We start from the raw sequence: 25,400 nt of genomic DNA, 5'->3' as shown, positions 1-25,400 counted from the left end.
CAACGCCTCACCCGGCGTCGATGGCCCGATCGCACTGATCACCCCGGTCAAGCCGATCGTCAGCAACCGTCGCGCCGGCCCGCGCCCGCTCGACGGAGGGATTCGAGATGACGGACAGCCGGCAGGTGACCGCCCGCCCCTACCCGTTCGCCGCCCCGGACCGGCTCAACCTGGACCCGCAGTACGCCCGGCTGCGCCGCGACGAGCCGCTGATCCGGGTGCAGCTGCCCTTCGGTGAGGAGGCCTGGCTCGCCACCCGCTACTCCGACGTCCGGGTCGTGCTCGGCGACGCTCGGTTCAGCCGGGCCGCCGGGGCCGGGCGCGACCAGCCCCGGACCACGCCCCGGCAGCCCGACCTGGGCATGCTCGGCATGGACCCGCCGGACCACACCCGGCTGCGTCGGCTGGTGGCGAAGGCGTTCACCGCGCGCCGGGTGGAACGGCTCCGGACCCGCACCCAGGAGATCGCCGACGGGCTGGTCGACGAGATGATCAAGGCCGGCCCGCCGGTCGACCTGGTGGAACAGTTCGCCACCCCGCTGCCGATCCAGGTCATCTGCGAGCTGCTCGGCGTCCCGTTCGCCGATCGGGACAGCTTCCACACCTGGTCCGAGGCGATCGTCTCGACCACCTCGCTGAGCCCGCAGCAGATCCAGGAATACCTGGAGAATCTCTGGGACTACATCGGGAAGTTGGTCGCGATCCGCCGCCGGGAACCAGTCGACGACCTGCTCGGCGCGATGGTGCGGGCCCGGGACGAGAACGAGGACCGGCTCACCGAACAGGAGTTGGTGCAGCTCGCCGCCGGTCTGCTCGCGGCCGGGCACGAAACGACGGTCACCCAGATCCCGAACTTCGTCTACGTACTGCTGGAGAACCCGGCGGAGCTGGCCCGGTTGCGGTCCGATCCCGCGCTGATCCCGAGCTCCGTCGAGGAGTTGATGCGCTACGTACCCCTCGGGACGGCCTCGGCCTTCCCCCGGTACGCGACGGAGGACGTCGAGCTGGGCGGGGTACTCGTCCGGGCCGGCGAGCCGGTACTGCCGGCGGTCGGCTCGGCCAACCGGGACGGCACCGTCTTCGCCGACCCGGACCGGCTCGACCTGGGCCGGGAGGTCAACCCACACGTCGGCTTCGGCCACGGTGTGCACCACTGTCTCGGCGCGCAGCTCGCCCGGATGGAGCTGCAGGTGGCGCTCGGTACCCTGGTCGACCGCCTGCCGGGGCTGCGCCTGGCGGTGCCGGAGCCGGAGGTGCCGTGGAAGAGCGGCCTGCTGGTACGCGGACCGCTCGCGCTGCCGGTGGCCTGGTGAGCGCCGCCTGGCGGGTCAGCGTCGACCCGCAGCGCTGCATCGGCTCGGGAATCTGTGCCGGCATGGCGCCCGGGCACTTCCGGCTCGTCGGCGGGCTCTCCACGCCGCTGGCCGGGACCGTCGAACCGGACGACCGGGTGGTCGACGCGGCCGAGTCCTGCCCGGTCGAGGCGATCCTGGTGCGGGACGCGGCCGACCAGCGGCTGATCGCGCCCGAGTGACGACCGGCTGGTCGGAGCCGGCCGCCGGTCAGCGACGACGGCTTTGCCCAGAGACGACGACTCGGTCAGAGCAGGGCGTCGACCGGGGTCCTGATGAAGTCGAGCAGCGCCTGGTTGATCTCGTCGGCATGGGTCCACGGGATGCCGTGCGGTGCGCCCTTGAGGGTGACGAGCTGACTGTTCGGCATCGCCGCGTGCATCCGCTGTCCGGTCACCGGAAACGGCAGGATCCGATCCGCGTCGCCCTGGATGATCAGCACCGGTACGTCGATCCGGGCCAGGTCCTGTCGGAAGTCGGTGAGCCAGGCGGGGATGGAGGCCAGCGTGCCGATCGGCGAGGCGCTCACCGCCACGTCCCAGTTCATCCGGACCACCTCGTCGCTGACCCGCGTGCCAAGGTTCTCGTCCAGGTTGTAGAAGTCGTGCAGGAACGACGTCTGGTATCTGGCCCGGTCGGCGATCACGCTCTGCATGAAGCCGTCGAAAAGGCTCTGGTCGATGCCCTCCGGGTTGTCCTCGGTTTTGAGCAGGAACGGCGGGATCGGGGCGATGAGGACGGCCCGGTTCACCCGGGCGGAGCCGTAGTTGGAGATGTAGCGGGTGACCTCACCGGTACCCATCGAGTGGCCGACCAGGATCGCGTCGGTGAGGTCCAGCTCGTTCATCAGGATGCTCAGGTCGGCGGCGAAGGTGTCGTAGTCGTATCCCACCGCCGGCTGGCTCGACATGCCGAATCCCCGCCGGTCGTAGGCGATGGTCCGGTAGCCGGCGTTGAGCAGCGGGTTGATCTGCTTCTCCCAGGCCGCGGCGCTGAGCGGAAAGCCGTGGATGAGCACCACCGGCTGCCCGGCGCCGTGATCCTCGTAGTGCAGATCGATGGGCGCGGAGTTCTCCACGCCGACAGTCAGATATGGCACCCGACTCTTCCCTTCCCCCGTGGTTCGCCCGCCGGGACGGCGGTCGCGCCGGACAGGCTACGACGGCCGACGGCAATTGCACCAATTATCGGATTTGCCGGCCTCGGTCAGCCTACCCAGTCCAGCTCCATCGCACCGGTGATTTCCCGGCCCCGACAAACCGGCACCATTCATCCCACCCCGGCAACTCCGGCACGGCGACCGCTGATTTTCGGGTGTGGTCCCGGCCAGCCCCGCCTAGGGTGGCCGGGATGACGCTCGCACACGATGTCGCCGGGAACGGCCCCGCCGTCCTGCTGCTGCACTCCTCCGTCTGTGACCGGCGGATGTGGGACCCACAGTGGCCTGCCCTACGCGACGCCGGCTACCAGGTGATCCGCTGCGACTTCCGTGGCTTTGGCGGCAGCCCGGTGCCGGACCAGCCCTACGCCGAGGCGCAGGACGTCCGCGATCTGCTGGACGCCCTCGGGGTCGACCGGGTGGCACTGGTCGGCGCCTCGTTCGGCGGCCGGGTGGCTCTGGAGGTGGCCGCCCACTGGCCGCACCGGGTGGCCGCGCTGACGCTGCTCTGTCCCGCGCTGCCCGGGCACGTGCCCGGCCCGGAACTGCGGGACTTCGACCGGCGCGAGGACGAGCTGCTCGAGTCCGGCGACGTCGCCGGGGCCGTCGAACTCAACGTCCGGACCTGGCTCGGGCCCGAGGCCGACGACGCGACCCGGATTCGGGTCCGCGAGATGCAGCGACACGCCTTCGACGTCCAACTCGCCGTCGACGAGGACGTTGCGCAGCTCGATCTCGGCGAACCCGACCTCGGGAAGATCACCGCACCCTGCCTCGCCATATCCGGCCGGCACGATCTGCCGGACTTCCGGCAGATCGCCGCCCGGTTGCCCACGCTGCTGCCCGACGCCCGGCACCTCGAACTGCCGTGGGCCGGCCATCTGCCCAGCCTGGAGCGCCCCGCCGAGGCGACCGCGCTGGTCCTCGACTTCCTCCGCCGAACCTGGCCTGCCTGATCTACGGCCCGGCGTCTCGGACGGCCCGATGCTCCGGACCGCCCGATGCTCCCGACGGTCCGGGAGTGACTGTCGGGCAGGGGCGCCGCTGGTGCTGGCCCGCGTCGTGCTGATCCCACACGTCCGGTCGGGAGTGCCGGCCGTGGCCGGTGGATGGCGCGACCGGGTGCAGTGGCGGGATACCGCCGCGGGCCAACATCCAGTCTGGCGGAGCGGGGACGGGGGCGCCGGGCCCTACGGGCGGCGCCGGTAGAGACCTGCGGCCAGGCTGACTCCGACGGCGGCGAGGGCGACCTGGAGGGCGAGTTCGATCCAGTCGGGGCCGCCGGTCTCGGCGACACCGAAGGCGGCGGCGACGACCGTTCCGAGCAGGGCTGCGATGATGCCGATGGCCAGGGTGAGCCAGATCGGGATGTTCTGCCGGCCGGGCACGACGAGCCGGCCGAGGGCACCGATGATCAGACCGATGATGAGGGCGGTGAAGATACCGCTGATCTCCATGCTGGCTCTCCTTCGCTTGTCGTCCAACGGGGATGCAGTGCCCGTTGACCGGGCGACAGAAACCGTCCGCCGATCGTGACCGCCATCCGGTGCGCCCACGGCGTCCCGTCGTGGTCACCTCGCCCGGTGCCGCAGGACACCTGCCCGGAGCGCTACCTCCGTATGCTAACCGGATGTGAACCGCCTTCGGCGCCGACGACGAGGCGGGGAGGTTTGCCCGGATCTGGCGATTCGGAGCCGGGGCGAGGCCCGGTGCGATAACCGGGTCCGTCGGCCGGGCGATCCGCCCCGGCCGATCCATCCGGTGGAAGGTGGCGCTCAGTGTCGGCACGGGGATACGACGTCATCGTCGTCGGCAGCCGGGTGGCCGGTGCCGCGACCGCGATGCTGCTGGGCCGCCGAGGCCTACGGGTGCTGGCGGTCGACCGGGCACGGTTTCCCAGCGACACCCTCTCGACGCATCAGGTCCAGGTACCGGGGGTCGCCCGGCTCCACCGGTGGGGGCTGCTGGACCGGCTGGCGGCGGCCGGCACTCCGCCCGCCCGCGACATCCGGCTCGACACCGGCGGCGTCGTGCTCGCCGGCCGCTACCCCGCACACGAGGGCGCCGACGCGCTCTACAGTCCCCGCCGTACCCTGCTGGACGCACTGCTGGTCGACGCGGCCCGCGAGGCGGGGGTGGAGGTGCGGGAGGGGTTCGACGTCGACGAACTCGTCCGGGACCGGGACCGGGTGGTCGGGGTGCGCGGGCGGCAGCGCGGCGGCGGACCGGTGACCGAGACCGCCTCGTTGGTGGTCGGCGCCGACGGCAAGCGTTCCATGGTCGCCGCCGCGGTCCGGGCACCCGCCTACCGGGAGCGGCCGGCCAGCACCTTCGCCTGCTACACGTACTGGTCGGGGGTTGCCGTCGCCGGCGGGGAGTTCTACCAGCGCCCCGGCCGGACCGTGGCGGTCTTTCCCACCAACGACGGTCTGACGATCGCCTACGTCGCCGGGCGGGCCGCCGACTTCCCGGCGTTCCGCGCCGACGTCGAGGGCCAGTACCTGAGCACCCTGGACGGCTGTGGCGATCTCGGCGCCCGGGTACGGGCCGGCGAGCGGGCCGAACGCTTCCGGCTGACGCCGGACGTGCCCAACGCGTTCCGGGTGCCGCACGGTCCGGGCTGGGCACTGGTCGGCGATGCGGGCCTGGTGATGGACCCGATCACCGGTCAGGGCATCGGCAACGCCTTCCGTGACGCCGAACTGCTCGTCGACGCCGTCGTCACCGCTGTGGAGGGGGGCGGTCGGCCCGACGCCGCACTTGCCGGATACCGGGCCCGCCGGGACGCCGCTGCCGGCCCGATGTACGACCTTACCCTCGACCTGGCCTCCTTCCGGCCCACCCGCGCGGTCGACCGGGCGCTGTTCGCTGCGCTGAAGGACCGGCCGGCCGCCGTCGACCAGTTCCTCGGCGTACTCTCCGGGGCGATTCCGATGTCCCGGTTCCGCGCGCCGGGCAACCTGCTGAACCTACTCGGGCCGCGGGCCCTGATCCGGGTCGCCGCCGCCGACCTGCTGAACCGCTGACCCCGCTGGTCAGGCGCATACTCGCAGATGGACCGTGTGGACTGGCGGGTTCGGGGCAAGCAGTTTCACCTGACCTGGGCACCGGTCGCGGGGCGGAGTTGGCCGCTCGGGTCGGCACCGGCCCGCGACACGGCACCGGGCGGGCGTCGGTCGACAGGTGAGACAGCGACCGTCGTACGCTATCTGCTGCGCCGGACGACCCGCACGCCGTACGCGAGTGTGCCGAGGACGAGGAGTGCGCCCAGGAACTGCAGGCCTGGCGAGTCGTCGGCCTCCCCGTAGACCACGGCGGCGACGCCGAGCGCGATGGCGAGCAGGGCGAGTAGATACCTCATCGGATTCTCCGCTTCGGGGCCGGATACACCGTCGACCGCGACGGTGCGCAAGGCTGTGGCGGGTGGATTCGGTGATGGGTCATTCCTCCACCCACTCGAGCAGGTCACCGGGCTGGCAGTCGAGCACCCGGCACATGGCCTCCAGGGTGCTGAACCGGACGGCTTTCGCGCGGCCGTTCTTCAGCACGGCCACGTTCGCCGGGGTGAGCCCGACACGCTCGGCGAACTCGCCGACGCTCATCTTGCGTTTCGCCAGTTGGACGTCGATGCGCACGACGATGGGCATCAGATCACGCCTTCCATGTCGCTGCGCAGGGTGGTTGCCTGCCGCAGTAGCGCGCGCATCACGACCATCAGCAGCCCGAGCACGGCGACACCCACCGACATCAGGAACAGCAGCACGGGCAGCCCGGGATCGTCCGCGTTGAAGCCGACGTAGAGGAGAACGCCGACGAGCACGACCCAGGCGGCGGCGATGGCCCAGACGATCGCGTCCACCCAGGCCAGCGAGGCCTCGCTGAAGATGCGGTCGTTCTTGACCATGGTGAGCAGCTTCCAGGTGGCCACGATCACCACTTGGACGCAGAGCACCCAGAACACCGAGATGGCGGTCATCGGCCACCTCAGGTACGCCATGTCCGGGGACTCCTCGGCCATGTGCGCGAACTGTCCGGGCAGCGAGAGGGTCTGGAACATGACCAGAATCCCGAACAGCAGCACCAGGAGTACTCGGAGCGGGGCCACCGCTCGATGCTCGGCAAACATATATCGACTATCAGGCGTTACCTATCGATTGTCAATAGGGTCGACGGGGTGCGACCAGCGGTGTGCCGATGTTCGGTCTTCCTTCTGTCTGGACCGGCTATCCGGCCGGCGCGGACCGGATCGCGAGCGCGGCCTGGACGAGCGCGGCGTGGGACAGGGTCTGTGGGTAGTTGCCGAGGTGGGCGTCGGTGACCGGGTCCATCTCCTCCGCGTAGAGTCCCAGCGGACTCGCCCGGTCCAGAAGCGCCCGGAACAGCTCGACCGCCTCGGCTCGGCGCCCGGTGGCGGCAAGGGCCTGGACCAGCCAGAACGAACAGGGCAGGAAGGCCGCCTCGGCACCGGGCAGGCCGTCACGTCCGGGCGGGTAGCGGTAGAGCAGCGGACCGCCCGCCCCCAGCTCCCGCCGGATCGCCTCTATGGTCTGCTCCACCCGGGACGAGCCGGCATCCTCGATGCCGAGCAGCGGCAGCGTCAGCAGCGCCGCGTCGAGTTCCCGGGAACCGTAGCCGCGTACGTAGTTCGACCGCTCGGGGTCGACGCCGTGCACCCGTACGTCGTCGGCGATCGCCTGTCGGGCCTCACGCCAGCGGCGCCGCTGCCGGTCCGGAAGTGGATGGGCCTCGGCCATCCGCAGTGCCCGGTCCAGCGCGAGCCAACCCATCAGCTTGGAGTGCACCTGCTGGGTGGCGTGGCGCAGCTCCCAGATGCCGGCGTCGGGTTCCCGCCACCGCCGGGCCACCACGTCGGCGAAGCCGCGTACGGTGCGCCAGGTCTCCCCGTCGAGGCGGTGCCCGGCCCGCACGTACACCCAGGCCGCGTCGACGACCCAGCCGTACCCGTCGAGCTGGTGCTGGCCGGCGGCGTCGTTGCCGAGGCGTACTGGGATGCTGCCTGCGTAGCCGGGCCAGCCGTCGAGCCGCCGCTCCCCCGGCACCCGCAGACCGTCCAGGGTGAACAGTGCCGCCAACCGCGGTCGCTGCAACCGGCTGGCCCGCAACAGCCAGGCGAGAAAGCCACGGGCCTGGTCGGGCTTGCCGACACCGAGAAAGGCGGCGACGCCGATGCTGGCATCGCGGGGCCAGACGTAGCGGTAGTCCCAGTTGCGTACCCCACCGGGTTGTTCCGGCAGCGAGGTGGTCGGCGCCGCGACCGGGGCGTGCGACGGCGAGTAGGTCAACAGCCGCAACGTAAGCAGGCTGCGCGCCACCGCGTCCCGGAACGGCAGCCCGGGATCGAGGTCGCCGACCCAGGCCCGCCAGCGTGCCTGGTCGGCACGGAGCAGTTCCCAGGCCGCGTCCGGGTCGACGTGGATCAGTGGCTCCCGCAGGGCCACGACCAGCACGAGGGTGACGGGCCGGCCCGGGTGTACGGTCAGCGAGGTGGGTCGGCCGGGCCCGACGACGGGCCCGGGAGCGCAGCTCAGCGACACCGCGAGCGAGCCCCATTCGCAGACCACCAGTGAGCGGCGGCGGTGTATCCGGGGCGGCCGACGCCCGGCGCCGAGCCGGGGATCGAACTCGACGACGGCCTCGGTCGGACCTCCCTCGGCGCACAGCCGCCGCACCAGCAGCGTCGCCGGCAGCAGCGCTCCGGTCACCTCGGCCACCATCCCCTCGGTGAGGGTGAGGCGCCGGTCGCCGAGCGCCCAGGTGGTCCGCAGAGTCGCGGTGTGCCGCCGGTACCGCCGCTCGACCACCTCGGCCGGTCCGGCCGGCCCGATCCGGTACGTGCCCGCCTCCGCTCCGCCGACGAGCCGGCCGAACAGGGATGCGCCGTCGAACCGGGGCACGCACATCCAGTCGATCGCGCCCGCGCTGGAGACCAGGGCCGCCGTGCGGGTGTCTCCGAGCAGCCCGTAGTCCGCGATCGGCGGTGGCTCGGCGGGGCCGACCTGGCTCATCGGGCCTGTAGGAGCAGCCCGAGGACGGCCCCGTAGAGGACGTGCACGGCCGCCGTGACGGCCGGTGTCTGCATGCCGTAGTTGAGGGCCAGCAGGCCCGGCGGCTCCAGCACCGCCGTGCTGGACGGACCGGCCCGTGCCGAGGCCATCCGGGGATGTACGCCCGGCAGCAGCGGCAACAGCACCGTCAGCGTGATCCCGACATGCAGTACGCCGAGCAGCGCGCCGAGCCACCAGGTGGCCCGGCCCAGCAGGGCGAAGGTCGCGGCGTAGCCGAGCGCGAAACCCTGACCGGCCAGCAGGTGGAGGAAGAATCCGGCGACCCGGGCCCGGTCGGGGTCCTCGGTGAACATGGTGCCGAGGATCAGTGGCAGGTCAACCCGGGTTAACCCGGCGAGCTGCGCCGTGATCATCGCCGCCGTCAGTGCGGTGGTGGCGACGATCCCGAAAAGTGCCCATCCGGCCCAGTCCATCTCAGCCGGCGCGGCCGACCGTCGGGACGCGCCGGCCCGGCCCGCTCGCCGGGGTCCTTACCGGATCGGCCATCGGCCTGCCTCCTGACTCCACACGGGCCCGCCCCGCCCCGGCGTCGGGCGCCCCGATCCCGGATCGGACCCTGGTTCGTCCGGATATCTACCGTATGCGCTCTCGCAGTCGGAAGCCGTACGGCTCGCCGGGCCAGTACGGCGAAGACCCCGTCGGCCGGGGTACTGCCGTGGCAGGTGCGCCTCCCGGGCGGGCCGGCCGCCGACCACGCCGAGGCAGGTGTGTCGCCGCCGGAAGGGCTCCCGACTACCGGGATGCTCCGGCGCGTCGCTTGGTCCAGACGTCGAAGGCGACCGCCGCGAGCAGTACCGCGCCCTTCACCAGCATCACCTGCTCGCTCGGCGCGCCCATCAACGACATGCCGTTGTTGATGACACCCATGATCAAGCCACCGGTGATCGCCCCGACCACCTTGCCGACCCCGCCCTGCACCGCCGCCCCACCGATGAACGCCGCCGCGATGGCGTCGAGTTCGAAGGCGTTGCCGGCGGTCGGCCCGGCCTGGTTGAGCCGGCCGGCGAAGATGATCCCGGCGAGCGCGGAGAGCACCCCCATGTTGACGAAGATCCAGAAGATCACCGACTTGACCTTGACGCCGCTCAGCGTCGCCGCCTGGAGGTTGCCGCCGACGGCGTAGATCTGCCGGCCGAAGACGGCCCGGCTGGTCAGCAGCGAGTACGCCAGGATCAGTCCCGCCAGCAGGATCAGCACCCAGGGCAGGTTCTTGAACCGGGCCAACTGCACGATCACCGTCATCACCACGACGCCGGCCAGGGCGAGCTTGAGGACGAACAGCGGCAGCGGTTCGACGTTCTGCTGGTAGCCGAGCCGGGACACCCGGCCGCGCCACTGCACCAGCACGATGCCGGCCATCGCGGCGATCCCGACCAACAGGCTGAACAGGTCGGCGCCGCCCAGCGGGCCGAGGCCGACGTTGCCCAGGTAGCCCTCGGTGAAGCCGTTGGCGAGGGTACGCACCGGGTCCGGGAACGGGCCGATGCCCTGGTTACCGAGGACGGTGAGGGTCAGCGCCCGGAACAGCAGCATGCCGGCGAGCGTGACGATGAAGGCCGGGATGCCGAAGTAGGCCACCCAGAAGCCCTGCCAGGCACCGATCAGCCCGCCGACGACCAGGGTGATCAGCAGGGCCAGCGGCCACGGTACGTCGTGTTCGACCATCAGCACCGCCGCGACCGCCCCGGTGACCGCCACCACCGAGCCGGCGGAGAGGTCGATGTGTCCGGCAATGATGATCAGGATCATGCCGATCGCCAGGATCAGCACGTACGAGTTCTGCACGATGATGTTGGAGATGTTCTGCGGCTGGAGCAGGGCCCCGTCGGTCAGCACCGAGAAGAGCAGCACGATCAGCGCGAAGGCGACGTAGATTCCGCTCTGCCGCAGGTTCACCGAGAGCCGGCGGCCTGGCCCGCCGGACGGGGCGGCGGGCACACCGAGACCGGGGCCGCTCAGCGTGACGTCGGCGTTGGTCGGGGCGGTGGCGCTCATATCGAGGGCTACTCCTGTCCGTTCGTCGAGTCGCCCGGCCGGCCGGCGGCGTCCACCGGGCCCGGGGCGTCGGTGGCACCGCGGGCGTCGCCGTGGTCGGCCTGGCCCTTGGTCATGTGCCGCATCAGGTACTCCTGGGTCGCCTCGGCGCGCGGCACCTCGGCGGTGACCCGGCCGGCGGAGAGGGTGTAGATGCGGTCGCAGAGGCCGAGCAGTTCGGGCAGCTCCGACGAGATGACCAGGATGGCCTTGCCCTCGTCGGCGAGCCGGTTGATGATCGAGTAGATCTCGTACTTGGCGCCGACGTCGATGCCCCGGGTCGGCTCGTCGAGGATCAGCACGTCAGGATTCGTGAAGATCCACTTCGACAGTACGACCTTCTGCTGGTTGCCGCCGCTGAGCTTGCCGGTCACGCTCAGCACGCTCGGCGCCTTGATGTTCATGCTGGCCCGGAACTCGTCGGCGACCTGGTACTCCCGGTGGTCGTCGACCCAGCCGCGCCGGGCCAGCCGGCTCAGGCCGGCGGCGGAGATGTTCCGCTTGATGTCCTCGATCAGGTTGAGGCCGTACCGCTTGCGGTCCTCGGTCGCGTACGCGATGCCGTGCCGGATGGCGTCCCGCACCGACCGTACGCTGATCTCCCGCCCGTCCTTGACCAGCCGGCCGGAGATCTCCGTCCCGTAGGAGCGCCCGAAGACGCTCATCGCCAGCTCGGTACGGCCGGCGCCCATCAGCCCGGCCAGCCCGACGATCTCCCCGCGCCGCAGCGTGAGGTTGGCGTTGGAGACCACCACCCGGCCGTGCTGGGTGGGGCTGTGCACCGTCCAGTCCTCGATCCGCAGCACCTCGGTGCCGATGCGCGGCTCGCGCGGCGGGAACCGGTGGTCGAGGTCGCGGCCGACCATCCCGGAGATGATCCGGTCCTCGGTCACCTCGTCGGACTCCGGGTCCAGGGTCTCGATCGTCCGCCCGTCCCGCAGGATCGTGATCCGGTCGGCGATCGCCGCGATCTCGTTCAGCTTGTGCGAGATGATCACACAGGTGATGCCCTGGTCACGCAGGCCGCGCAGCAGGTCGAGCAGGTGCGCCGAGTCCCGGTCGTTGAGCGCCGCGGTGGGCTCGTCGAGGATGAGCAGCCGGACCCGCTTGGCGAGCGCCTTGGCGATCTCGACGAGCTGCTGCTTGCCGACGCCGATGTCGCTGATCTGGGTCACCGGGTTCTCGTGCAGTCCGACCCGGGCGAGCAGCTCGGCGGCCTCGTGGTTGGTCCGGTTCCAGTCGATCAGACCACGGCTGGCCCGCTCGTTGCCGAGGAAGATGTTCTCGGCGATCGAGAGCTGCGGGCAGAGCGCCAACTCCTGGTGGATGATGACGATTCCGCGCCGCTCGCTGTCCCGGATGTCGGCGAACTCGCAGGGCTCACCGTCGAAGAGGATCTCCCCGGCGTACGAGCCGTGCGGGTAGACCCCGGACAGCACCTTCATCAGGGTGGACTTCCCGGCGCCGTTCTCGCCGCAGATCGCGTGGATCTCACCCCGGCGCACCGAGAGGCTGACCTCGTGCAGTGCGCGTACCCCGGGAAAGGTCTTGGTGATGTTCCGCATCCGCAGGATGTCGTCGGTCATGCCAACGGATCGCCTCCAGCGTCGGTGGTGGGCAGGTGTTCCCGGCACGGGCGCGGCGGCCGCACAGGGGATCACCCCGGGCGACCGCCGCGAGGGTACGACTACTGGAGCTGCTCCGGCTTGTAGTACCCGGTGTCGATCAGCGCGGCCTGGTAGTTCTCCTTGTTGACGATGACCGGTTCGAGCAGGAAGGACGGCACGACCTTGTTGCCGTTGTCGTAGTCCTTCTCGTTGTTGACCTCCGGCTTGCTCCCCTTCAGCACCGCGTCGGCCATCTTGACCGCCACCTCGGCGAGCTGCCGGGTGTCCTTGTAGATGGTCGAGTACTGCTCACCGGCGATGATGGACTTCACCGAGGCCACCTCGGCGTCCTGCCCGGTCACGATCGGGTACGGCTGCCCGGCCGTGCCGTAGCCGTTGCTCTTCAGCGCCGACAGGATGCCGATCGACAGCCCGTCGTACGGCGAGAGCACGCCGTCGACCTTCGTGCCGCCGCTGTACGTCTTGGTCAACAGGTCCTCCATCCGGCGCTGCGCGGTGCCGGCGTCCCAGCGCAGGATCGCGACGGTCTTGAAGTCCGTCTGCCCGCTCTTCACCACCAGGGTGCCCTTGTCGATGTACGGCTGGAGCACCGACATCGCGCCGTTGAAGAAGAAGGTGGCGTTGTTGTCGTCCGGCGAGCCGGCGAAGAGCTCGATGTTGAGTGGTCCCTTGGCGGTGCCCTCGCTGCCGTCGGGGTTCTTCAGCTTCAGCCCGACCAGCAGCGAGGTCGCCTGTTGCACCCCGACCTTGAAGTTGTCGAAGGTGGCGTAGTAGTCGACGTTCGGGCTGTTGCGGATCAGCCGGTCGTACGCGATGACCGGGATCTTGTTGTCCGCCGCGTTCTGCAACTGGGTGGTGATGGCGGTACCGTCGATCGAGGCGATGATCAGCACCTTGGCGCCCTTGGTGATCTGGTTCTCGATCTGGTTCACCTGGGCGGGGATGTCGTTCTCGGCGTACTGGAGGTCGACGGTGTAACCGAGCTTCTCCAGGCCCGCCTTGACGTTGTTGCCGTCGTGGATCCACCGCTCGGAGGACTTGGTCGGCATGGTGACCCCGACGAGTGCCCCGGCGTTGTCGCCGGAGGCGGCCTCCTGGTCCACGGTCTTGGTGCTCGATCCGCACGCGGTCAACGCGGCGGCGAGGGTGGCCGCGCTGGCCACCGCCGCGAGCCGGACAAACCTCATCTACTCCTCCGTTCCATGGGGTGCGCGGAAGGGCCCCGCTTCCTTCCTTGCACCTCCGTGCTGCGTGGGCGGGTTGGTGGTACGGGTTCGGGTCAGCCCCGGCCGGGCAGCCCCTGGGCCAGCCGGTGGTATGCCTGGTTCCAGCGCAGCCGGTCCCGGAATTCGGCGGTCGTGGTCCGCTCGTCGATCAGCACCAGTTCGGTGTGCAGCATGTCGGCGAAGTCGCGCAGCGTGGCCGACCCCACCGCCTGGGTCAACACGGTGTGGTGCGGGCCGCCGGCGGTGAGCCACGACTCGGCGGAGGTGCTCAGCGACGGCGCCGGCTTCCACACCGCGCGGGCGACCGGCAGCCGGGGCATCGGCTCGTCCGGCGGCACCACCTCGATCTCGTTGGCGACCAGGCGGAACCGCTCGCCGAGGTCGGCCATCCCGATCACCACTCCGGGACCGGGGGTGGCGTCGAAGACGAGCCGGACCGGATCCTCGCGGCCGCCGATGCCGAGCGGGTGGATCTCGCACGACGGACGCCCGCTCGCGATGCTGGGGCAGACCTCCAGCATGTGCGCACCGAGGATCTTCGGCTCACCCGGTCCGAAGTGGTAGGTGTAGTCCTCCATGAACGAGGTACCCCGCTGCGATCCGACGCCCATCGCCTTGACCGCGGCGAGCAGCGTCGAGGTCTTCCAGTCGCCCTCGCCGCCGAAGCCGTAGCCGTCGGCCATCAGCCGCTGCACGGCGAGGCCGGGGAGCTGCCGCAGCCCGCCGAGATCCTCGAAGTTCGTGGTGAACGCGCCGAAGCCGCCGTCGACGAGGAACTCCCGCAGGCCGGCCTCGATCCGGGCCGCGTACCGCAGCGACTCGTGCCGGTCGCCGTCCTTGGCCAGTTCGGGGGCGAGCCGGTAGAGGTCGGCGTACTCGCCGACCAACCGCTCGATCTCCTGGTCGGCGACCCGGTCCACCACCTCGACCAGGTCGTTGACCCCGTAGGTGTTCACCGAGACGCCGAAGCGCAGCTCCGCCTCCACCTTGTCGCCCTCGGTGACGGCGACGTCGCGCATGTTGTCGCCGAACCGGGCCAGCCGGAGGTTGCGCAGGTGCGCGAGGCCGAGCGCGGCGCGGGCCCACTCGTCGATCCGGCTCACCACGCTCGGGTCGGAGGCGTGCCCGGCGACCGTCTTGCGGGCCAGTCCGAGCCGGGTCTGGATGAAGCCGAACTCGCGGTCGCCGTGCGCGGCCTGGTTGAGGTTCATGAAGTCCATGTCGATGGACTCCCAGGGCAGCGCCTCGTTGAGCTGGGTGTGCAGGTGCAGCAGGGGCTTGCGCAGCGCGTCCAGACCGGTGATCCACATCTTGGCCGGCGAGAAGGTGTGCATCCAGGCGATCACGCCGAGGCAGCCGGGGTCGGCGTTCGCCTCCAGCAGGATCGCACGGATCGCCGACGCCTCGGTGAGGACGGGTTTCCAGACGATGTCCGCGACGATCTGACCGGATCCGGCGAGCGTACGCAGGATCTGCTGCGACTGGGACGCGACCTGGTCGAGGGTTTCCGGACCGTACAGGTGCTGGCTGCCGGTGAGGAACCAGATCTGCGGATGCGTGGCCGGCGGCATGTCCACCTCTCCTACCTGGGGCAGGCGCCTGCCAGCCCCGACCGTCTGGTCGCGATCACGTCGCGAGCCGAGTGTTACCGCTAACATTTGACCAGTCAAACCGTACACCGTAACGCTTCAGTAACGGGAGAGCGGGAACCCGGAATCCGGGTGTCAGTCCGGGGGCGGCACCGGGGCGGACGGGAACGGCACGGAGGCGTCGTACTCGTGGTGCGCCACGACCTGGAACCCGTTACGGAGCAACAGGGCCGCCGTGACCCCCTGACCGGCGACCCGGTTCCGCCGGAACGTCCCGTCGCTGACCTGCCGGCAACCGCAGGACGGGCTGTAGTCCTGGAGCACCGCCCCGACCGCCCCGGTGGCCCGGGCGATCCGCAGGGTACGCCGGGCACCCGCCAGGTACGCCTCGGTCACGTCCTCGCCCCGGTCGGTCAGCACCCGGGCATCGCCGTCCAGAACGTCGAACCCGTCTCCGCCGACGATCTCCGCACGGTCGCGCGGGGTCGGCAACCCACCCATCACCTCCGGACAGACCAGCCGGACCCGGGCATCGGCAGCGGGCGCCACCTCCTCCCGCGCGGCGCCGCCGTCGTACGCGCAGCGGGTGCCGGCAAGGCAGGCGCTCATCAGGAACAGCGGTGCGGCACCCGCGGCGGATGCGGGCACGGCGTCGTCGCCACCGGCCGTTGCGGTCTCCATTTCCGAACCTCCGCGCTCGCTGGCACCGCTGCGTCGGACATCGAACTCCACCTGGCAGTCTAGGCGCCGAACCGCCCGAGCAGGTCCGCCATTCGCCGAGACCATCCACTTCGGACCCGTAGTGGGCTCGGTACGCTGAGTCAGCAAGCGGGTACGGCCCCAGCGCGATCGCGGCCTGCACCACCGGCGCACAGGCTGCTGGAGGGGCCTCGGACGCACTGGTCTCGCCTCGCTAGGATCCGCAGGGAGCGAAGCGGAAGTGGGTTGGGATGCAGCCAGTGGGTCCGTACCAGTTCATCGAGGCGGTCAGCCTCTGCCAGGTCGGCAGCGTCTGGTCCGCCATCGACGGACAGGGCAACTCGTACACGGTGGCCGTGCTGGACGCCGCCGTCGCGAGTGACCAGCGCTGGCGGCAGGCGTTCGTCGGCACCGCGCAGGCGCTGGCGCAGCCCGGTGCGAACGGTCCGCGCTACGTGCACGCGGAGTTCGCCGCCCCGGCCCCCTGGGTGGCCTACGCCGCGGCCGAGGCCGGCGGCGGCGAACGACTCTTCGCGGCGCTCGGCATGGAGTGCCGGGCCACGCAGGAGGGGTTCGGGGACGGTGAGGAGCCGACCAGGAAGACCGGTGTCGCCGCAGCGCCGGCCGACGGCACGCCGGCCGGCTCCCCCGGAGCATCCGAGGACGACGACCTGGCCACACCCACGACCCGACTGACTCCGGGCACGCCGCCGCCCAACCCGTGGCAGGCCGGACCCCCACAGCCGGTGCCGCCGGTGGGCGGCACCCCGACCTCGGCACCACCGCACCAGACCTCGGCACCACCGCACCAGACCTCGGCACCACCGCACCAGACGTCCGCGCCGCCGGACCAGACCTCGGTGCCGCCATTCCAGGGTTCGGCGCCGCCCTACCAGAACTCCGCACCGCCCTACCAGATCTCGGTGCCGCCGGACTCGGTCTCCGGGCCGCCGCAGCCGCTGCCGGAGATGCCGAGGGCGTACTCGACGGAGCCGCCGACGGAGGCGTCCTCGTACGACCCGCTGTATTCGCCGGTACGGCACATCGTCCCCTCGGAGCCGAAGCCACGGCGCAACTGGCTCTGGATCGCCATCGCGGCGGTGGTCGTACTGGTCCTGGCCGGTGGCGGGACCCTCCTCGCGGTGAACCTCTCCGACGATGGCGGGGACAAACCGCCGCCGGACGCGAAACCGACCGCGAGCAGCCTGCCGCCGCCACCACCGACCAATCCCCCGCTACAGCCGGGTCTCGAACCGCCCACCCCGGGTGCCTGGCCCAGCAAGTGGCCGACCTTCACGGAGCGGGACAACGTGCGCACCCTGGCCCGGTTGGAGGGCCTGACCTTCACCCTCAAGGTGCCGGGCACCTGGCAGTGCGAACTCTCCGGCCGGGCAGAGGGCTTCACCAAGTACAACTGCGGCGTGCCGCCGGGCAGCGACCTGCCGAAGTACGGCGGGGAGCTGATCGTGCGGGACTGTGCGCAGCCCTGCGACGAGGCGCAGCAGGTCGCCATGCGGCAGGCCGAGGAGGCCTGGGGCAAGCGGTGGATCCGCAGCGGCCAGAACTCCGCGTTCCTCGAGACGAACACGTTGCAGGAGAACGGCGAGCAGCGACACGGGCTGGTCGTGGTGGCGTACTTCCAGAGCGGCACCAGTGAGGAGAGCAGGATCGACCGGCAACTGGTGCTCAGGATGACCGCCCCGGTGAACGGTGCGCAGGAGCTAAGGCGGGTGGCGACCTACCTGCGCGAGACGCTGATCTTCTGACCGCCCCGGCTGTGCCGACCGGCTCACCGACCGGTCTGCTCGGCGATCCACCGTCGCAGCCGCACAGAGAACGCGTACTCCGAGAAGCCGGCGGCGTGCGCCGCCAGCCGGTCCCGGTCCAACTCGTCGAGACGGCGGAGCAGGGGCAGGTAGTCGGCCGGGGACACCGAGTCCACGAGAAGACCGGTCTGTCCGTCCACGACGGTCTCGAGCAGACCGCCCCGGCGCAGTCCCAGCACCGGCGTGCCGCAGGCCTGGGCCTCCACCGGGATGATGCCGAAGTCCTCGTGGACCGGGAAGAGCAACGCCCGGGCGCCCCAGTAGAGCTGCCGTAGCCGCTCCCGGTCGGGCTGGACCTCGAAGCTGACCTCGACCCCGGCCCGAGCGGCGGCGCGCCGGAGATTCGCCTCCTCCGGACCCGAGCCGGCTACCACCAATGGCAGCCGGGCGGCCTCGGCGATCGCGATGATCAGTTCGAACCTCTTGTACGGAATCCACCGCCCCACCCCGAGCAGGTAGTCCCGGGACTGGTGGCGCTGCGCGTCGGGCGGGGAGGAGAAGAAGTCGGTGTCCACGGGTGGGTTGATGACCACGGCGTCCCGACCCCAGTAGCGGCGGATCCGGTCCCGCACCTCCCGGGAGTTCGCGGCATAGCCGTGCACGTGCCGGCTCAGCCGCAGGTCGACCGTGCGCAGCAGCCTCCTCGGAACGGTCAGCAACGGATTCGCGCCGCGGCCGTCGAAGGACGGGCTCCAGAGGTACCGGGCCGGCGAGTGGACGTAGCTGAGGTAGCGGGTCCGCTCCGGTGCGCCAAGCCGCACGGTGTGCGCGAAGGCGTGGCTGGAGGAGACGACGACGTCGAACCGCTGCCGGCTCAGGGTCCGCCAGACCAGTGGCATCAGCGGCAGCGCAATCGCCTTGGTACGCCGCAGCGGCGTCCGGGCCAGCCACGACTCCTTGAGGTCCGGCTCGTCGACGCCCGCGTCCTTCCACAGCACGAACCGTTCGGCGTGTGGCAGCTGCGCCGCGATCTGCCGGAAGACGTTCTCCGAGCCGCCGGTGGCACCGAACCACTCGTGCACCACCGCCACCGACCGGTCGGCGAGGTGATCGAGCGGGACCGGTCCGTCGATCGAGGCCGATCGGTCGATCGCGGCGCCGGTCGGAGCGGATTCCGTCCGCCGGGTACGAACCTCTTCGGCACTCATCCTGCTGCTCCATCCGACGGGGTCCGGTCACGATCCCGGGGTTCCCCGGGCCTGCGCCACGCGCCCAGCCCCCGCACCCGTGCCCAGACGCCCACCAGGTAGGTCCGGCGCAGCGCCGGCACCAGCGCGGCGGAGCCCAGCCAGACCAGCAGGATTCCGGCGCAGGAGCCGACCAGCCGCGGCAGGCCCGGACCGGCGAGCAGGTATCCGAGCCCGGCGGCCGCGACCGAGCCGGGCAGCAGCGTCACGAGCAGTCGAAGGCAGTACCCGAGCACCCCGAGCAGGCGCGCCGAGACGAGGAACATCAGCAGCCCACCCACCGACGCCGCCGCGCCCAGGGTGAACGCCCCCCAGTGCCGGAACAGCAGGAGGTTCAGTGCGGCCGCGGCGGTGTACGACACCGCCATCACGATCGCGACCTCACGGTTCCTGCCCTGGGCGTTGAGCACCTTCATCAGGGTGTAGCCGATCACCTGCGCCCAGATGCCGAGGGCGAAGCCCAACAACAGCGTGGCGGAGATCCGCACCGCCTGGTCGTCGAACTCGCCCCGCGCATAGAGCAGGGTGACGATGCCGGTGCTGTTCAGACAGAGGATCAACGAGAGCGGCACGGTGGCGAACAGCACCGGGGGTAGCAGCCGGCGCAGGCCACCGGCCACCTCCCCCGGGTCCATCCTGGCGAACGAGGCCAGGCCGGCCAGCCCCAGCGGGGCGGCGAGCAGGGCCATGCAGGAGTCGACGACGAACCGGGCGTACTCGGTCGCCGCCACCACCTCGATGCCGAGCAGCGACCCGACCGCGCGTTCGACGCCGATCGACCCCTGGAGGATCACGGGGATCAACAGCAACGGGCGGAGCCGGCGCCAGAACATCGCCAGGGCCAGCCGGCGGCCCGTACCGTCCGGCAGGTCCGCGCCCGGACCGTCCACGGCGGCCAGGTATCCCCGGCGCCGCACCCAGTAGGCGCCCCAGGCCCACAGCAGGACGTACGGCACGGTGAAGCCCCAGGCCAGGATCGCCACCTCGCCGGTGAGGTAGGCCAGCACCGTTGCGCCGATCAGGCCGAGGCTCTGCACCGAGGGTCGGATGTTGATCAGGCGTACGTCGTCGTGTGCCAGTCCGACCAGCGTGTACAGGCCGTACTGGACGTAGAACGGCACCGACAGCGCGGCGATCCCGAGCATCGTCGCGGTGAGCGCCGCGGTCTCCGGGTCCAGTCCGGGTGCCAGCACGTCGACCCAGGCCGTCCGGCCGAACACCAGGGCCACGGTGAGCAGCAGCGAGAACGCGCCCAGCAGCGACCGTACGGTGCGATAGAGCACCAGGGCCATCGCCGGTCGCTCCTGGCGGTACCGCACGTAGAGCGGCAGGAAGCCGGCCGACAGCGCGTCGGCGGTGAAGAAGTTGACCGGGATCAGCGTGGCCGTCAGCGCGACCCGGTTCGCCGCCACCGCCCGACCGGCGCCGAACAGCGCCGCCAGCAGGACCTCGCGGAGCAGGCCGAGTACCTTGCCGGTCACCCCGCCGAGGACCAGCCGGAAGAAGATCCTGGTCACGGCGGGAGGTACCCGCCGCGAAGCTCCTCCAGCAGCGCCAGGTAGCCGCGGGCGCAGTGCGCCAGGGTCAGGTCGTCGGGGAGCAGGCTCGGCCGTGGTGCGGGTACCGGCGGCATTCCGTGCAGGATGTCGGCGAGCGCAGCGGGATCGTCGGTGTCGACCGGACGCAGCACGGAGTCGAGCACCACCGGTCCGGCGATGCCCCGGGACACGACGCAGGGCACGCCGCTGGCCAGCGCCTCCAGGATGGCCATCGGGAGCCCGACCTCGAGGTGGGCCGTGGTGAGCAGGGCGACGTCGGCGGCCGCGTGGTACCGGCCGACCTCGTCCGGCCGGACCTCGCCGACGAACGTGACCAGCTCCGCCAAGCGGAGATCCCGGACAAGCTCCCGTAACCGGCCCTCGTCGGGTCCACCGCCGACCAGCAGGAACCGGAACCGGCCGCCATGCCCCCGGTCACGCAGCACCGCAGCGGCCCGCAACACCCGGTCGAGCCGCTTCTGCGCGTGCAGCCGGCCGACACAGCCGACCACCGTCACCCGATCGTCGACACCGAGTGCCGCCCGGAGTTCCCGCCGGGCCGACTGGTCGGCGGCGTGGTCCGCCGGTCGCACCCCGTTGGGGATGTGCCGGACCCGGTCCACCGGGGCGAACCAACGCTGCGGTCGGGCTGCCAGCGAGTCGACCACCCGTCCGCCGACCGCGACGATCCGGTCGAAGTCCCGGTACCGGGCCAGGTCCCGCAGCAGCCAGGCCGCGTTCTTCGGCGCGGTGGCCAGCAACCGGGGACTCCCGGACCGCAGTTTGGAACTGATCTCCATCATCGAGGTGCCGTGCGCCTGTAGCACGAACGGCGTACCCGGATGCCGCACCCGGGCCCGGGCCACCGCGTACGCCCCGGCGCTCACCGACAGCACCGCCCCGGGCGGCTCGGCGAGCGCGGCCCAGTAGGCCCGGGACTCGCGCCACCAGGCGGTCGAGTAGCGACCGGGGCGGGTCCCGGGCAACGGCACCACCTCGACGCCGTCTGCCGAGAACGGGCCGTCGACCCCGGGCACGGCGGTCGTGACCAGCCGGACCCGACGGACCTGCCGGGCCAGTTCCACGGCGAGGTTCCAGGAGAGGACCTCCATGCCACCGATCTGATGCCGGAGGGTGGCCCGGGAGAAGACCAGGATCGACTCGATCATTCGAGGGTCCTGTACAGCGACTCCAACCGGTCGGTCTGCCGGCGCAGGTTGTACCGCTCGACGACCATCCGCCGGCCCGCCGCACCGAACCGTTCGCAGAGCTGTCGATCGCGGAGCAGGAGGGTCAGCCGTTCGGCCAGCGCGGCGACGTCCCGCTCGGCCACCAGGAAGCCGTTCTCGCCGTCGATCACCGCCTCCGCTATCCCGCCGTGCGCGGTCGCGACCACCGGTCGCCCGCTCGCCGCCGCCTCCAGCAGCACCGTCGGCAACCCTTCCTGGTCACCCGTGGCCGCCGTCACGCTCGGCTGGCACAGCAACCGGGACCGGCCCAACCGGTCGAGCGTCTCGGCGTGCGGCCGCGCCCCCAGGAACCGGACCGCCGCGGACACGTCGAGTTCCCGGGCGAGCCGGTCGAGCCGCTCCCGCAGCGGTCCGGCGCCGACGATCACCAGTTCGGCCTCGGGAACGACCCGGCGTACCACCGCGAACGCCCGCAGCAGGTCCGCGGTCCCCTTCTTCTCCACCAGCCGCGCGACGTGCAGAATCCGGGGCGTCTCGACGAACCCGGCGAACGGGATCAGGTCGACGTCCACCCCGGTCGGCAGTACGACGAGTCGGTCGGCCGGATAGCCCCAGTCGACCGCCCGGTCCCGGATGTGCGCGGAGACGCAGACGAATACGGCGCCGGTGTCGAAGAGGTCGCCCCGCCAGGCGACGTAGTTCATCCAGGACGGTTTCCTCGACGCGATCAGCCGGGATTTCGGGATGGTCACGTCGAACCCGTGCAGGGTGGTGACCAGCGGAACGCCGAGCGTCCTGGCCACCGGGGCCGCGTAGACGCCCTCCACCCCGAAGTGTGCGTGCAGCAGCGCCGTCCCCCGCTCGGCCAGCAGCCGGCGCAGCGGTGCCGACCGCCGGGTCAGCGTGTAGGCCAGCAGCGCGGCCCGGCCGAAGTCGGCGACGCTGACCGAGTCCGGTGGCGACCCGAGGCCGACCCGGTCGACCTGCCGGGCAGCACCGGCCGGGGCGGGCACCGTCGTGACGTCAGCCGCGCCGGTCGGCGGCAGGCTCGGGACCGGGTCCCTCGCCACGAACAACGGCCGGAAGCTCCGCATCGCCAGGGCCTGGCTCGTGATGAACGTCTCCGACGGCCGGAACTGCTGATGTCGTACGACGCCCACCGTCGGGGTGACTGACATTGTCCTCGGACTCCTCGTTTCCGGACTCCTCGATGACCGGCCGGATCAGATAGGCGACCAGTACGGCGACGATCGGGATCAGGTGGATGTCGCCGAAGATGTCGGTGTTCTCGCCCAGGCCCTGTACCAGGATCCAGGCGAGCGCAGTGCCGACACAGACCAGGTACACCCGCGGGACCTGCCCGTGCGTCGACATGCGGCGGGCGACCAGCCGAAAAGCCACGACGAAGAACCCGACGGTGAGTGCCAGCCCGGCGATCCCGGTCACCGCCCAGGCACCGAGCAGGATGTTGTGCGGTGGGAAGACCCGCCAGATGTCGTGCTGGTCGGCGTACGCCGCGAAGCCGAGATTCCAGCCACCGTAGCCCAGCCCCAGCAGCGGACTGTCCCGGAACGCCTCCGCGCCGAACCGCCAGATCACGCTCCGCCCGGCGAACGCCTCCAGAAGGGCGTCGAGAAAGCCGCGGTTGAGGGTGAACAGCAGCGCCAGAGCCGCGCCCAGCGGCACTGTGGCGATCAGCAGGTACCGCCGGAGCACTCCGGTCGGGTACCGGCGCAACCGGTGCAGGCCGTACGCGGCGGCGGGCAACGCGACCACCAGCACGGTGGCGGACTTCGAGCCGGTGAACGGCACCGCGAGCAGCGCCACCACGCCGACCACCCGGACCCAGCGGGCGCCGGTCAACGCCGCCAGGGCGAACGCGGCGAGGCCGTTGATCCCGAGGAACATCGCCGCGACGTTCGCGTTGATGAAGACCCCGCCGGCCTTCGCCGGGTCCAACACGTTGTTCGGATTGTCGCCGAAGAGCGCCGCGACGGCGTTCTGACCGGCGAAGTAGCCAGCGATCGAGTGCAGGAACGCGTCCTCCAGGCCGGGCAGCACCCGGAAGACGACGACCAGGCCGGCCTCGAACAGCACCCACGGCCAGTACCAGAGCTGCAGCCCGCGCAGGGGTGCGGTGCCGTACCCGGCCACCGCCGACATGAGCACCAGGGTGACGACGAACTGGCCGAGCAGCGTGATCGACTGTAGCCCGGCGCGGGGCTCGGGTGACCAGGCCAGCGTGAGCAACCGGAGTGCCAGCAGGAGCAGCAGGATCCGGACCAGCGCCAGCCGGAGCAGCCGGCGCACCGATTCGCCGCGGGCGGCGAACAGGATCACCGGGGCGAGCAGCAGGGCGACGACCGTGCCGAGGGCGATGTCCACGCTGCCCCTGGGAAGCAGGTAGACCTGCGGCAGGGCGAGGAACAGCACGACGGTGGCCAGCACCGCGAGCCGGACCGGATCGGCGGCGGCCGTGGCGAGCCGGTCGAACAGGCGCCGGGCCGGGTCGGCGGCGGCCGTGGCGAGCCGGTCGAGCCGGCGCCGGGCAGCGGGCAGCGGACCGGTCACCGGACCGCCCCGTGGTCGGCGCCGGCCGCTCCCGGGCCCGCTCCGGTGACGATGCTTCGCAGCAGTTCGCCACGGGCCTGCCAGCCGAAGTCGCGGGCGTACTCGACGCGGGCACTGACATCCGGATCCGATCCGGGCCCGACGGCGCGTAACACCCGGGCCACGAAGTCGTCGACGGAGTCCGCGACCTCGATCGCACCGGTGCCCCGGGCCGCCCGGATCACATCCGGCACGGCGGTGCTCACCACGGTCAGCCCGGCCGACAGGTATTCGTAGCACTTGAGCGGGCTGACCCCCACGGTGTACGGGTTCAGTGCGTACGGCACCAGGCCCACCGTGGCGGTGCCGGCCACCGCGGCCAGGTCGTCGATGCCGAGCACGCCGAGATAGCGGGCGCCGAGCCGTTCCAACTCGGCCAGTTCGGCGGCGAAGCCGCCACCACCGGCCGCGACCGGACCGGCCAGCAGCAGTTCGCCCCGGCCGCGCAGGCCTTCGGCGAGGGCGCGGAGCAGCGGGTAGTCCAGCTTGTGTGGTGACAGGTTGCCGGCGAACAGCGCCGCCGGACGGCGCGCTGCGGCGGGGTGGCCGGCCGAGGCGAAGACGTCGATGTCAGCGACGTTCGGCAGCGTACGAACGTCGGAGAAGCCAACCTCCGCCAGGTGTGCGGCGACGGCGTCGCTGGTGGCGATGGCACACCGGGCCCGCCCCGCCAACTGCCGCTCTCCGGTCGCGACGGCGACCCCGTCCACCCCGGGAAACGCGGCCAGCAGGTCGACGCAGTGGTAGACGGTGAAGTCGGCGTACCGTTCGAGCCCGTAGGTCACCGGGGTGAACGTCCACAGCCCCCGGGGCCGGGGGCTGCGCCGCCACCGCGTCACGGCCCGCTCCAGCAGCACCCGATTGATCAGCCGGGTCGGCCGGCGGTGCACCGGCAGGACCAGCGGTGAGACGATCGTCGCCCCGACCGGCACCGGCCGCTGCGCGGTGTCGGCGTGCCCGCGGACCGAGTTGCGAACCCGGTGGGCGATCCGGGTGAGGTCCCGGGCGTCGAACCGGACCCGGCGCAGGCCGAGTGACTCGACGAAGTGCGTCTCGAAGGCCTGCGCGAACTCCCGCACCACGTAGTGCTGGTTCGTCGCGATCTGCGCACTCCACTCGGCGGTGCCCAGTACCAGCATCGTCGGTCGCGGCGGCCCGGCCTCGGCTCCGCCACTGCGCGGTCGTGTCGTCGTCACCTGTCTCTTCCGGCCTGGTCGGGCAGCGCGCACCGGCCGCTGCCGAGGAAAGACCCGATCGACCGTAGGGTGGGTCATTC

General features: G+C 71.3%; 23 protein-coding genes. 5 read left to right on the top strand and 18 right to left on the bottom strand.

The annotated features are described in order from the left end of the window. The first annotated feature begins 107 nt into the window (after nt 1-107). On the top strand, nt 108-1,313 hold the full coding sequence (locus tag EV371_RS16365; protein ID WP_130462803.1) for a cytochrome P450: 1,206 nt from the start codon (nt 108-110) through the stop codon (nt 1,311-1,313). Continuing rightward, nucleotides 1,310-1,534 (top strand): ferredoxin, encoded by a 225-nt coding sequence (locus tag EV371_RS16360; protein WP_130462802.1) that lies wholly within the window; start codon nt 1,310-1,312, stop codon nt 1,532-1,534. Before EV371_RS16365 ends, EV371_RS16360 begins: the two co-directional genes overlap by 4 nt. 65 nt (nt 1,535-1,599) lie before the next feature. On the opposite strand, the gene EV371_RS16355 is transcribed toward EV371_RS16360, so the two are convergent. Further along, entirely contained in the window at nt 1,600-2,451 is an 852-nt protein-coding gene (locus EV371_RS16355) for an alpha/beta fold hydrolase (protein WP_130462801.1), read from the bottom strand. 251 nt (nt 2,452-2,702) lie between these two features. Between EV371_RS16355 and EV371_RS16350 the strand changes: the two genes are divergently transcribed. Continuing rightward, nucleotides 2,703-3,467, top strand: a complete 765-nt coding sequence (locus EV371_RS16350) for an alpha/beta fold hydrolase (protein WP_130462800.1) — start codon at nt 2,703-2,705, stop codon at nt 3,465-3,467. A 234-nt stretch (nt 3,468-3,701) separates the two neighbouring features. On the opposite strand, the gene EV371_RS16345 is transcribed toward EV371_RS16350, so the two are convergent. Next, nucleotides 3,702-3,968: a GlsB/YeaQ/YmgE family stress response membrane protein gene (locus EV371_RS16345; RefSeq protein WP_130462799.1), complete on the bottom strand. Its 267-nt coding sequence runs from the start codon at nt 3,966-3,968 to the stop codon at nt 3,702-3,704. Between the two features lie 321 nt (nt 3,969-4,289). Here EV371_RS16345 and EV371_RS16340 point away from each other — a divergent pair, with 321 nt between their 5' ends. Continuing rightward, nucleotides 4,290-5,537: an NAD(P)/FAD-dependent oxidoreductase gene (locus EV371_RS16340; RefSeq protein WP_130462798.1), complete on the top strand. Its 1,248-nt coding sequence runs from the start codon at nt 4,290-4,292 to the stop codon at nt 5,535-5,537. Between the two features lie 179 nt (nt 5,538-5,716). On the opposite strand, the gene EV371_RS33420 is transcribed toward EV371_RS16340, so the two are convergent. The 10 genes from EV371_RS33420 to EV371_RS16295 form a co-directional block, all read right to left on the bottom strand. Beyond that, the gene (locus EV371_RS33420) at nt 5,717-5,872 is read right to left on the bottom strand and encodes a hypothetical protein (RefSeq protein ID WP_165436716.1); all 156 of its coding nucleotides are present in this window, start codon (nt 5,870-5,872) and stop codon (nt 5,717-5,719) included. Nucleotides 5,873-5,951: 79 nt separating this feature from the next. Next, nucleotides 5,952-6,158, bottom strand: a complete 207-nt coding sequence (locus tag EV371_RS16335) for a helix-turn-helix domain-containing protein (RefSeq protein WP_076472788.1) — start codon at nt 6,156-6,158, stop codon at nt 5,952-5,954. Continuing rightward, nucleotides 6,158-6,616 (bottom strand): DUF2975 domain-containing protein, encoded by a 459-nt coding sequence (locus tag EV371_RS16330; RefSeq protein ID WP_349337438.1) that lies wholly within the window; start codon nt 6,614-6,616, stop codon nt 6,158-6,160. The genes EV371_RS16335 and EV371_RS16330 overlap by 1 nt, the downstream gene beginning before the upstream one ends. Before the next feature lie 118 nt (nt 6,617-6,734). Next, complete coding sequence (locus EV371_RS16325) at nt 6,735-8,537, bottom strand: glycoside hydrolase family 15 protein (RefSeq protein WP_130462796.1); 1,803 nt, start codon at nt 8,535-8,537, stop codon at nt 6,735-6,737. After that, the gene (locus EV371_RS16320) at nt 8,534-9,010 is read right to left on the bottom strand and encodes a hypothetical protein (RefSeq protein WP_130462795.1); all 477 of its coding nucleotides are present in this window, start codon (nt 9,008-9,010) and stop codon (nt 8,534-8,536) included. Before EV371_RS16320 ends, EV371_RS16325 begins: the two co-directional genes overlap by 4 nt. Nucleotides 9,011-9,329: 319 nt before the next feature. Further along, entirely contained in the window at nt 9,330-10,592 is a 1,263-nt protein-coding gene (gene mmsB, locus EV371_RS16315) for a multiple monosaccharide ABC transporter permease (RefSeq protein ID WP_130462794.1), read from the bottom strand. An 8-nt stretch (nt 10,593-10,600) separates the two neighbouring features. Beyond that, nucleotides 10,601-12,217, bottom strand: a complete 1,617-nt coding sequence (gene mmsA, locus EV371_RS16310; RefSeq protein WP_130462793.1) for a multiple monosaccharide ABC transporter ATP-binding protein — start codon at nt 12,215-12,217, stop codon at nt 10,601-10,603. A 101-nt stretch (nt 12,218-12,318) separates the two neighbouring features. Continuing rightward, nucleotides 12,319-13,446: a multiple monosaccharide ABC transporter substrate-binding protein gene (gene chvE, locus EV371_RS16305; RefSeq protein WP_130462792.1), complete on the bottom strand. Its 1,128-nt coding sequence runs from the start codon at nt 13,444-13,446 to the stop codon at nt 12,319-12,321. A 92-nt stretch (nt 13,447-13,538) separates the two neighbouring features. Next, on the bottom strand, nt 13,539-15,056 hold the full coding sequence (gene araA / locus EV371_RS16300; protein WP_130462791.1) for an L-arabinose isomerase: 1,518 nt from the start codon (nt 15,054-15,056) through the stop codon (nt 13,539-13,541). 153 nt (nt 15,057-15,209) lie between these two features. Further along, the gene (locus tag EV371_RS16295) at nt 15,210-15,755 is read right to left on the bottom strand and encodes a 2-thiouracil desulfurase family protein (RefSeq protein ID WP_207230514.1); all 546 of its coding nucleotides are present in this window, start codon (nt 15,753-15,755) and stop codon (nt 15,210-15,212) included. Nucleotides 15,756-16,024: 269 nt separating this feature from the next. Between EV371_RS16295 and EV371_RS16290 the strand changes: the two genes are divergently transcribed. Beyond that, nucleotides 16,025-17,539, top strand: coding sequence for a hypothetical protein (locus tag EV371_RS16290; protein ID WP_130462790.1), 1,515 nt, complete (start codon nt 16,025-16,027; stop codon nt 17,537-17,539). A 23-nt stretch (nt 17,540-17,562) separates the two neighbouring features. On the opposite strand, the gene EV371_RS16285 is transcribed toward EV371_RS16290, so the two are convergent. From EV371_RS16285 to EV371_RS16260, 6 genes are read right to left on the bottom strand one after another with little or no spacing between them, the layout of a single operon-like run. Next, the gene (locus EV371_RS16285; RefSeq protein ID WP_130462789.1) at nt 17,563-18,747 is read right to left on the bottom strand and encodes a glycosyltransferase; all 1,185 of its coding nucleotides are present in this window, start codon (nt 18,745-18,747) and stop codon (nt 17,563-17,565) included. Continuing rightward, nucleotides 18,744-20,303 carry a lipid II flippase MurJ gene (locus EV371_RS16280; RefSeq protein WP_130462788.1) on the bottom strand — a complete coding sequence of 520 codons (1,560 nt, stop codon included), beginning with the start codon at nt 20,301-20,303 and terminating at the stop codon, nt 18,744-18,746. The genes EV371_RS16285 and EV371_RS16280 overlap by 4 nt, the downstream gene beginning before the upstream one ends. Next, on the bottom strand, nt 20,300-21,493 hold the full coding sequence (locus EV371_RS16275; protein WP_130462787.1) for a glycosyltransferase family 4 protein: 1,194 nt from the start codon (nt 21,491-21,493) through the stop codon (nt 20,300-20,302). Before EV371_RS16275 ends, EV371_RS16280 begins: the two co-directional genes overlap by 4 nt. Continuing rightward, complete coding sequence (locus EV371_RS16270; RefSeq protein WP_486484943.1) at nt 21,490-22,584, bottom strand: glycosyltransferase; 1,095 nt, start codon at nt 22,582-22,584, stop codon at nt 21,490-21,492. The genes EV371_RS16275 and EV371_RS16270 overlap by 4 nt, the downstream gene beginning before the upstream one ends. After that, the gene (locus EV371_RS16265) at nt 22,538-24,085 is read right to left on the bottom strand and encodes an O-antigen ligase family protein (protein ID WP_130462785.1); all 1,548 of its coding nucleotides are present in this window, start codon (nt 24,083-24,085) and stop codon (nt 22,538-22,540) included. The genes EV371_RS16270 and EV371_RS16265 overlap by 47 nt, the downstream gene beginning before the upstream one ends. After that, a complete protein-coding gene (locus EV371_RS16260; RefSeq protein WP_349337432.1) occupies nt 24,082-25,320 on the bottom strand; it encodes a glycosyltransferase in 1,239 nt (412 codons plus the stop codon). Before EV371_RS16260 ends, EV371_RS16265 begins: the two co-directional genes overlap by 4 nt. Nucleotides 25,321-25,400: the final 80 nt, after the last annotated feature.

It is taken from the genome of Plantactinospora sp. CNZ321, assembly GCF_004217235.1.
This window is presented reverse-complemented; position numbering and strand designations above follow the sequence as displayed.

Coding starts and splice junctions, on each gene's coding strand:
- EV371_RS16320 (WP_130462795.1), bottom strand. CDS start 9,010: ATGGACTGGGCCGGATGGGCACTTTTCGGGATCGTCGCCACCACCGCA.
- chvE (WP_130462792.1), bottom strand. CDS start 13,446: ATGAGGTTTGTCCGGCTCGCGGCGGTGGCCAGCGCGGCCACCCTCGCC.
- EV371_RS16290 (WP_130462790.1), top strand. CDS start 16,025: ATGCAGCCAGTGGGTCCGTACCAGTTCATCGAGGCGGTCAGCCTCTGC.
- mmsA (WP_130462793.1), bottom strand. CDS start 12,217: ATGACCGACGACATCCTGCGGATGCGGAACATCACCAAGACCTTTCCC.
- EV371_RS16350 (WP_130462800.1), top strand. CDS start 2,703: ATGACGCTCGCACACGATGTCGCCGGGAACGGCCCCGCCGTCCTGCTG.
- mmsB (WP_130462794.1), bottom strand. CDS start 10,592: ATGAGCGCCACCGCCCCGACCAACGCCGACGTCACGCTGAGCGGCCCC.
- EV371_RS16295 (WP_207230514.1), bottom strand. CDS start 15,755: ATGGAGACCGCAACGGCCGGTGGCGACGACGCCGTGCCCGCATCCGCC.
- EV371_RS33420 (WP_165436716.1), bottom strand. CDS start 5,872: ATGAGGTATCTACTCGCCCTGCTCGCCATCGCGCTCGGCGTCGCCGCC.
- EV371_RS16345 (WP_130462799.1), bottom strand. CDS start 3,968: ATGGAGATCAGCGGTATCTTCACCGCCCTCATCATCGGTCTGATCATC.
- EV371_RS16335 (WP_076472788.1), bottom strand. CDS start 6,158: ATGCCCATCGTCGTGCGCATCGACGTCCAACTGGCGAAACGCAAGATG.
- EV371_RS16325 (WP_130462796.1), bottom strand. CDS start 8,537: ATGAGCCAGGTCGGCCCCGCCGAGCCACCGCCGATCGCGGACTACGGG.
- araA (WP_130462791.1), bottom strand. CDS start 15,056: ATGCCGCCGGCCACGCATCCGCAGATCTGGTTCCTCACCGGCAGCCAG.
- EV371_RS16365 (WP_130462803.1), top strand. CDS start 108: ATGACGGACAGCCGGCAGGTGACCGCCCGCCCCTACCCGTTCGCCGCC.
- EV371_RS16275 (WP_130462787.1), bottom strand. CDS start 21,493: ATGATCGAGTCGATCCTGGTCTTCTCCCGGGCCACCCTCCGGCATCAG.
- EV371_RS16285 (WP_130462789.1), bottom strand. CDS start 18,747: ATGAGTGCCGAAGAGGTTCGTACCCGGCGGACGGAATCCGCTCCGACC.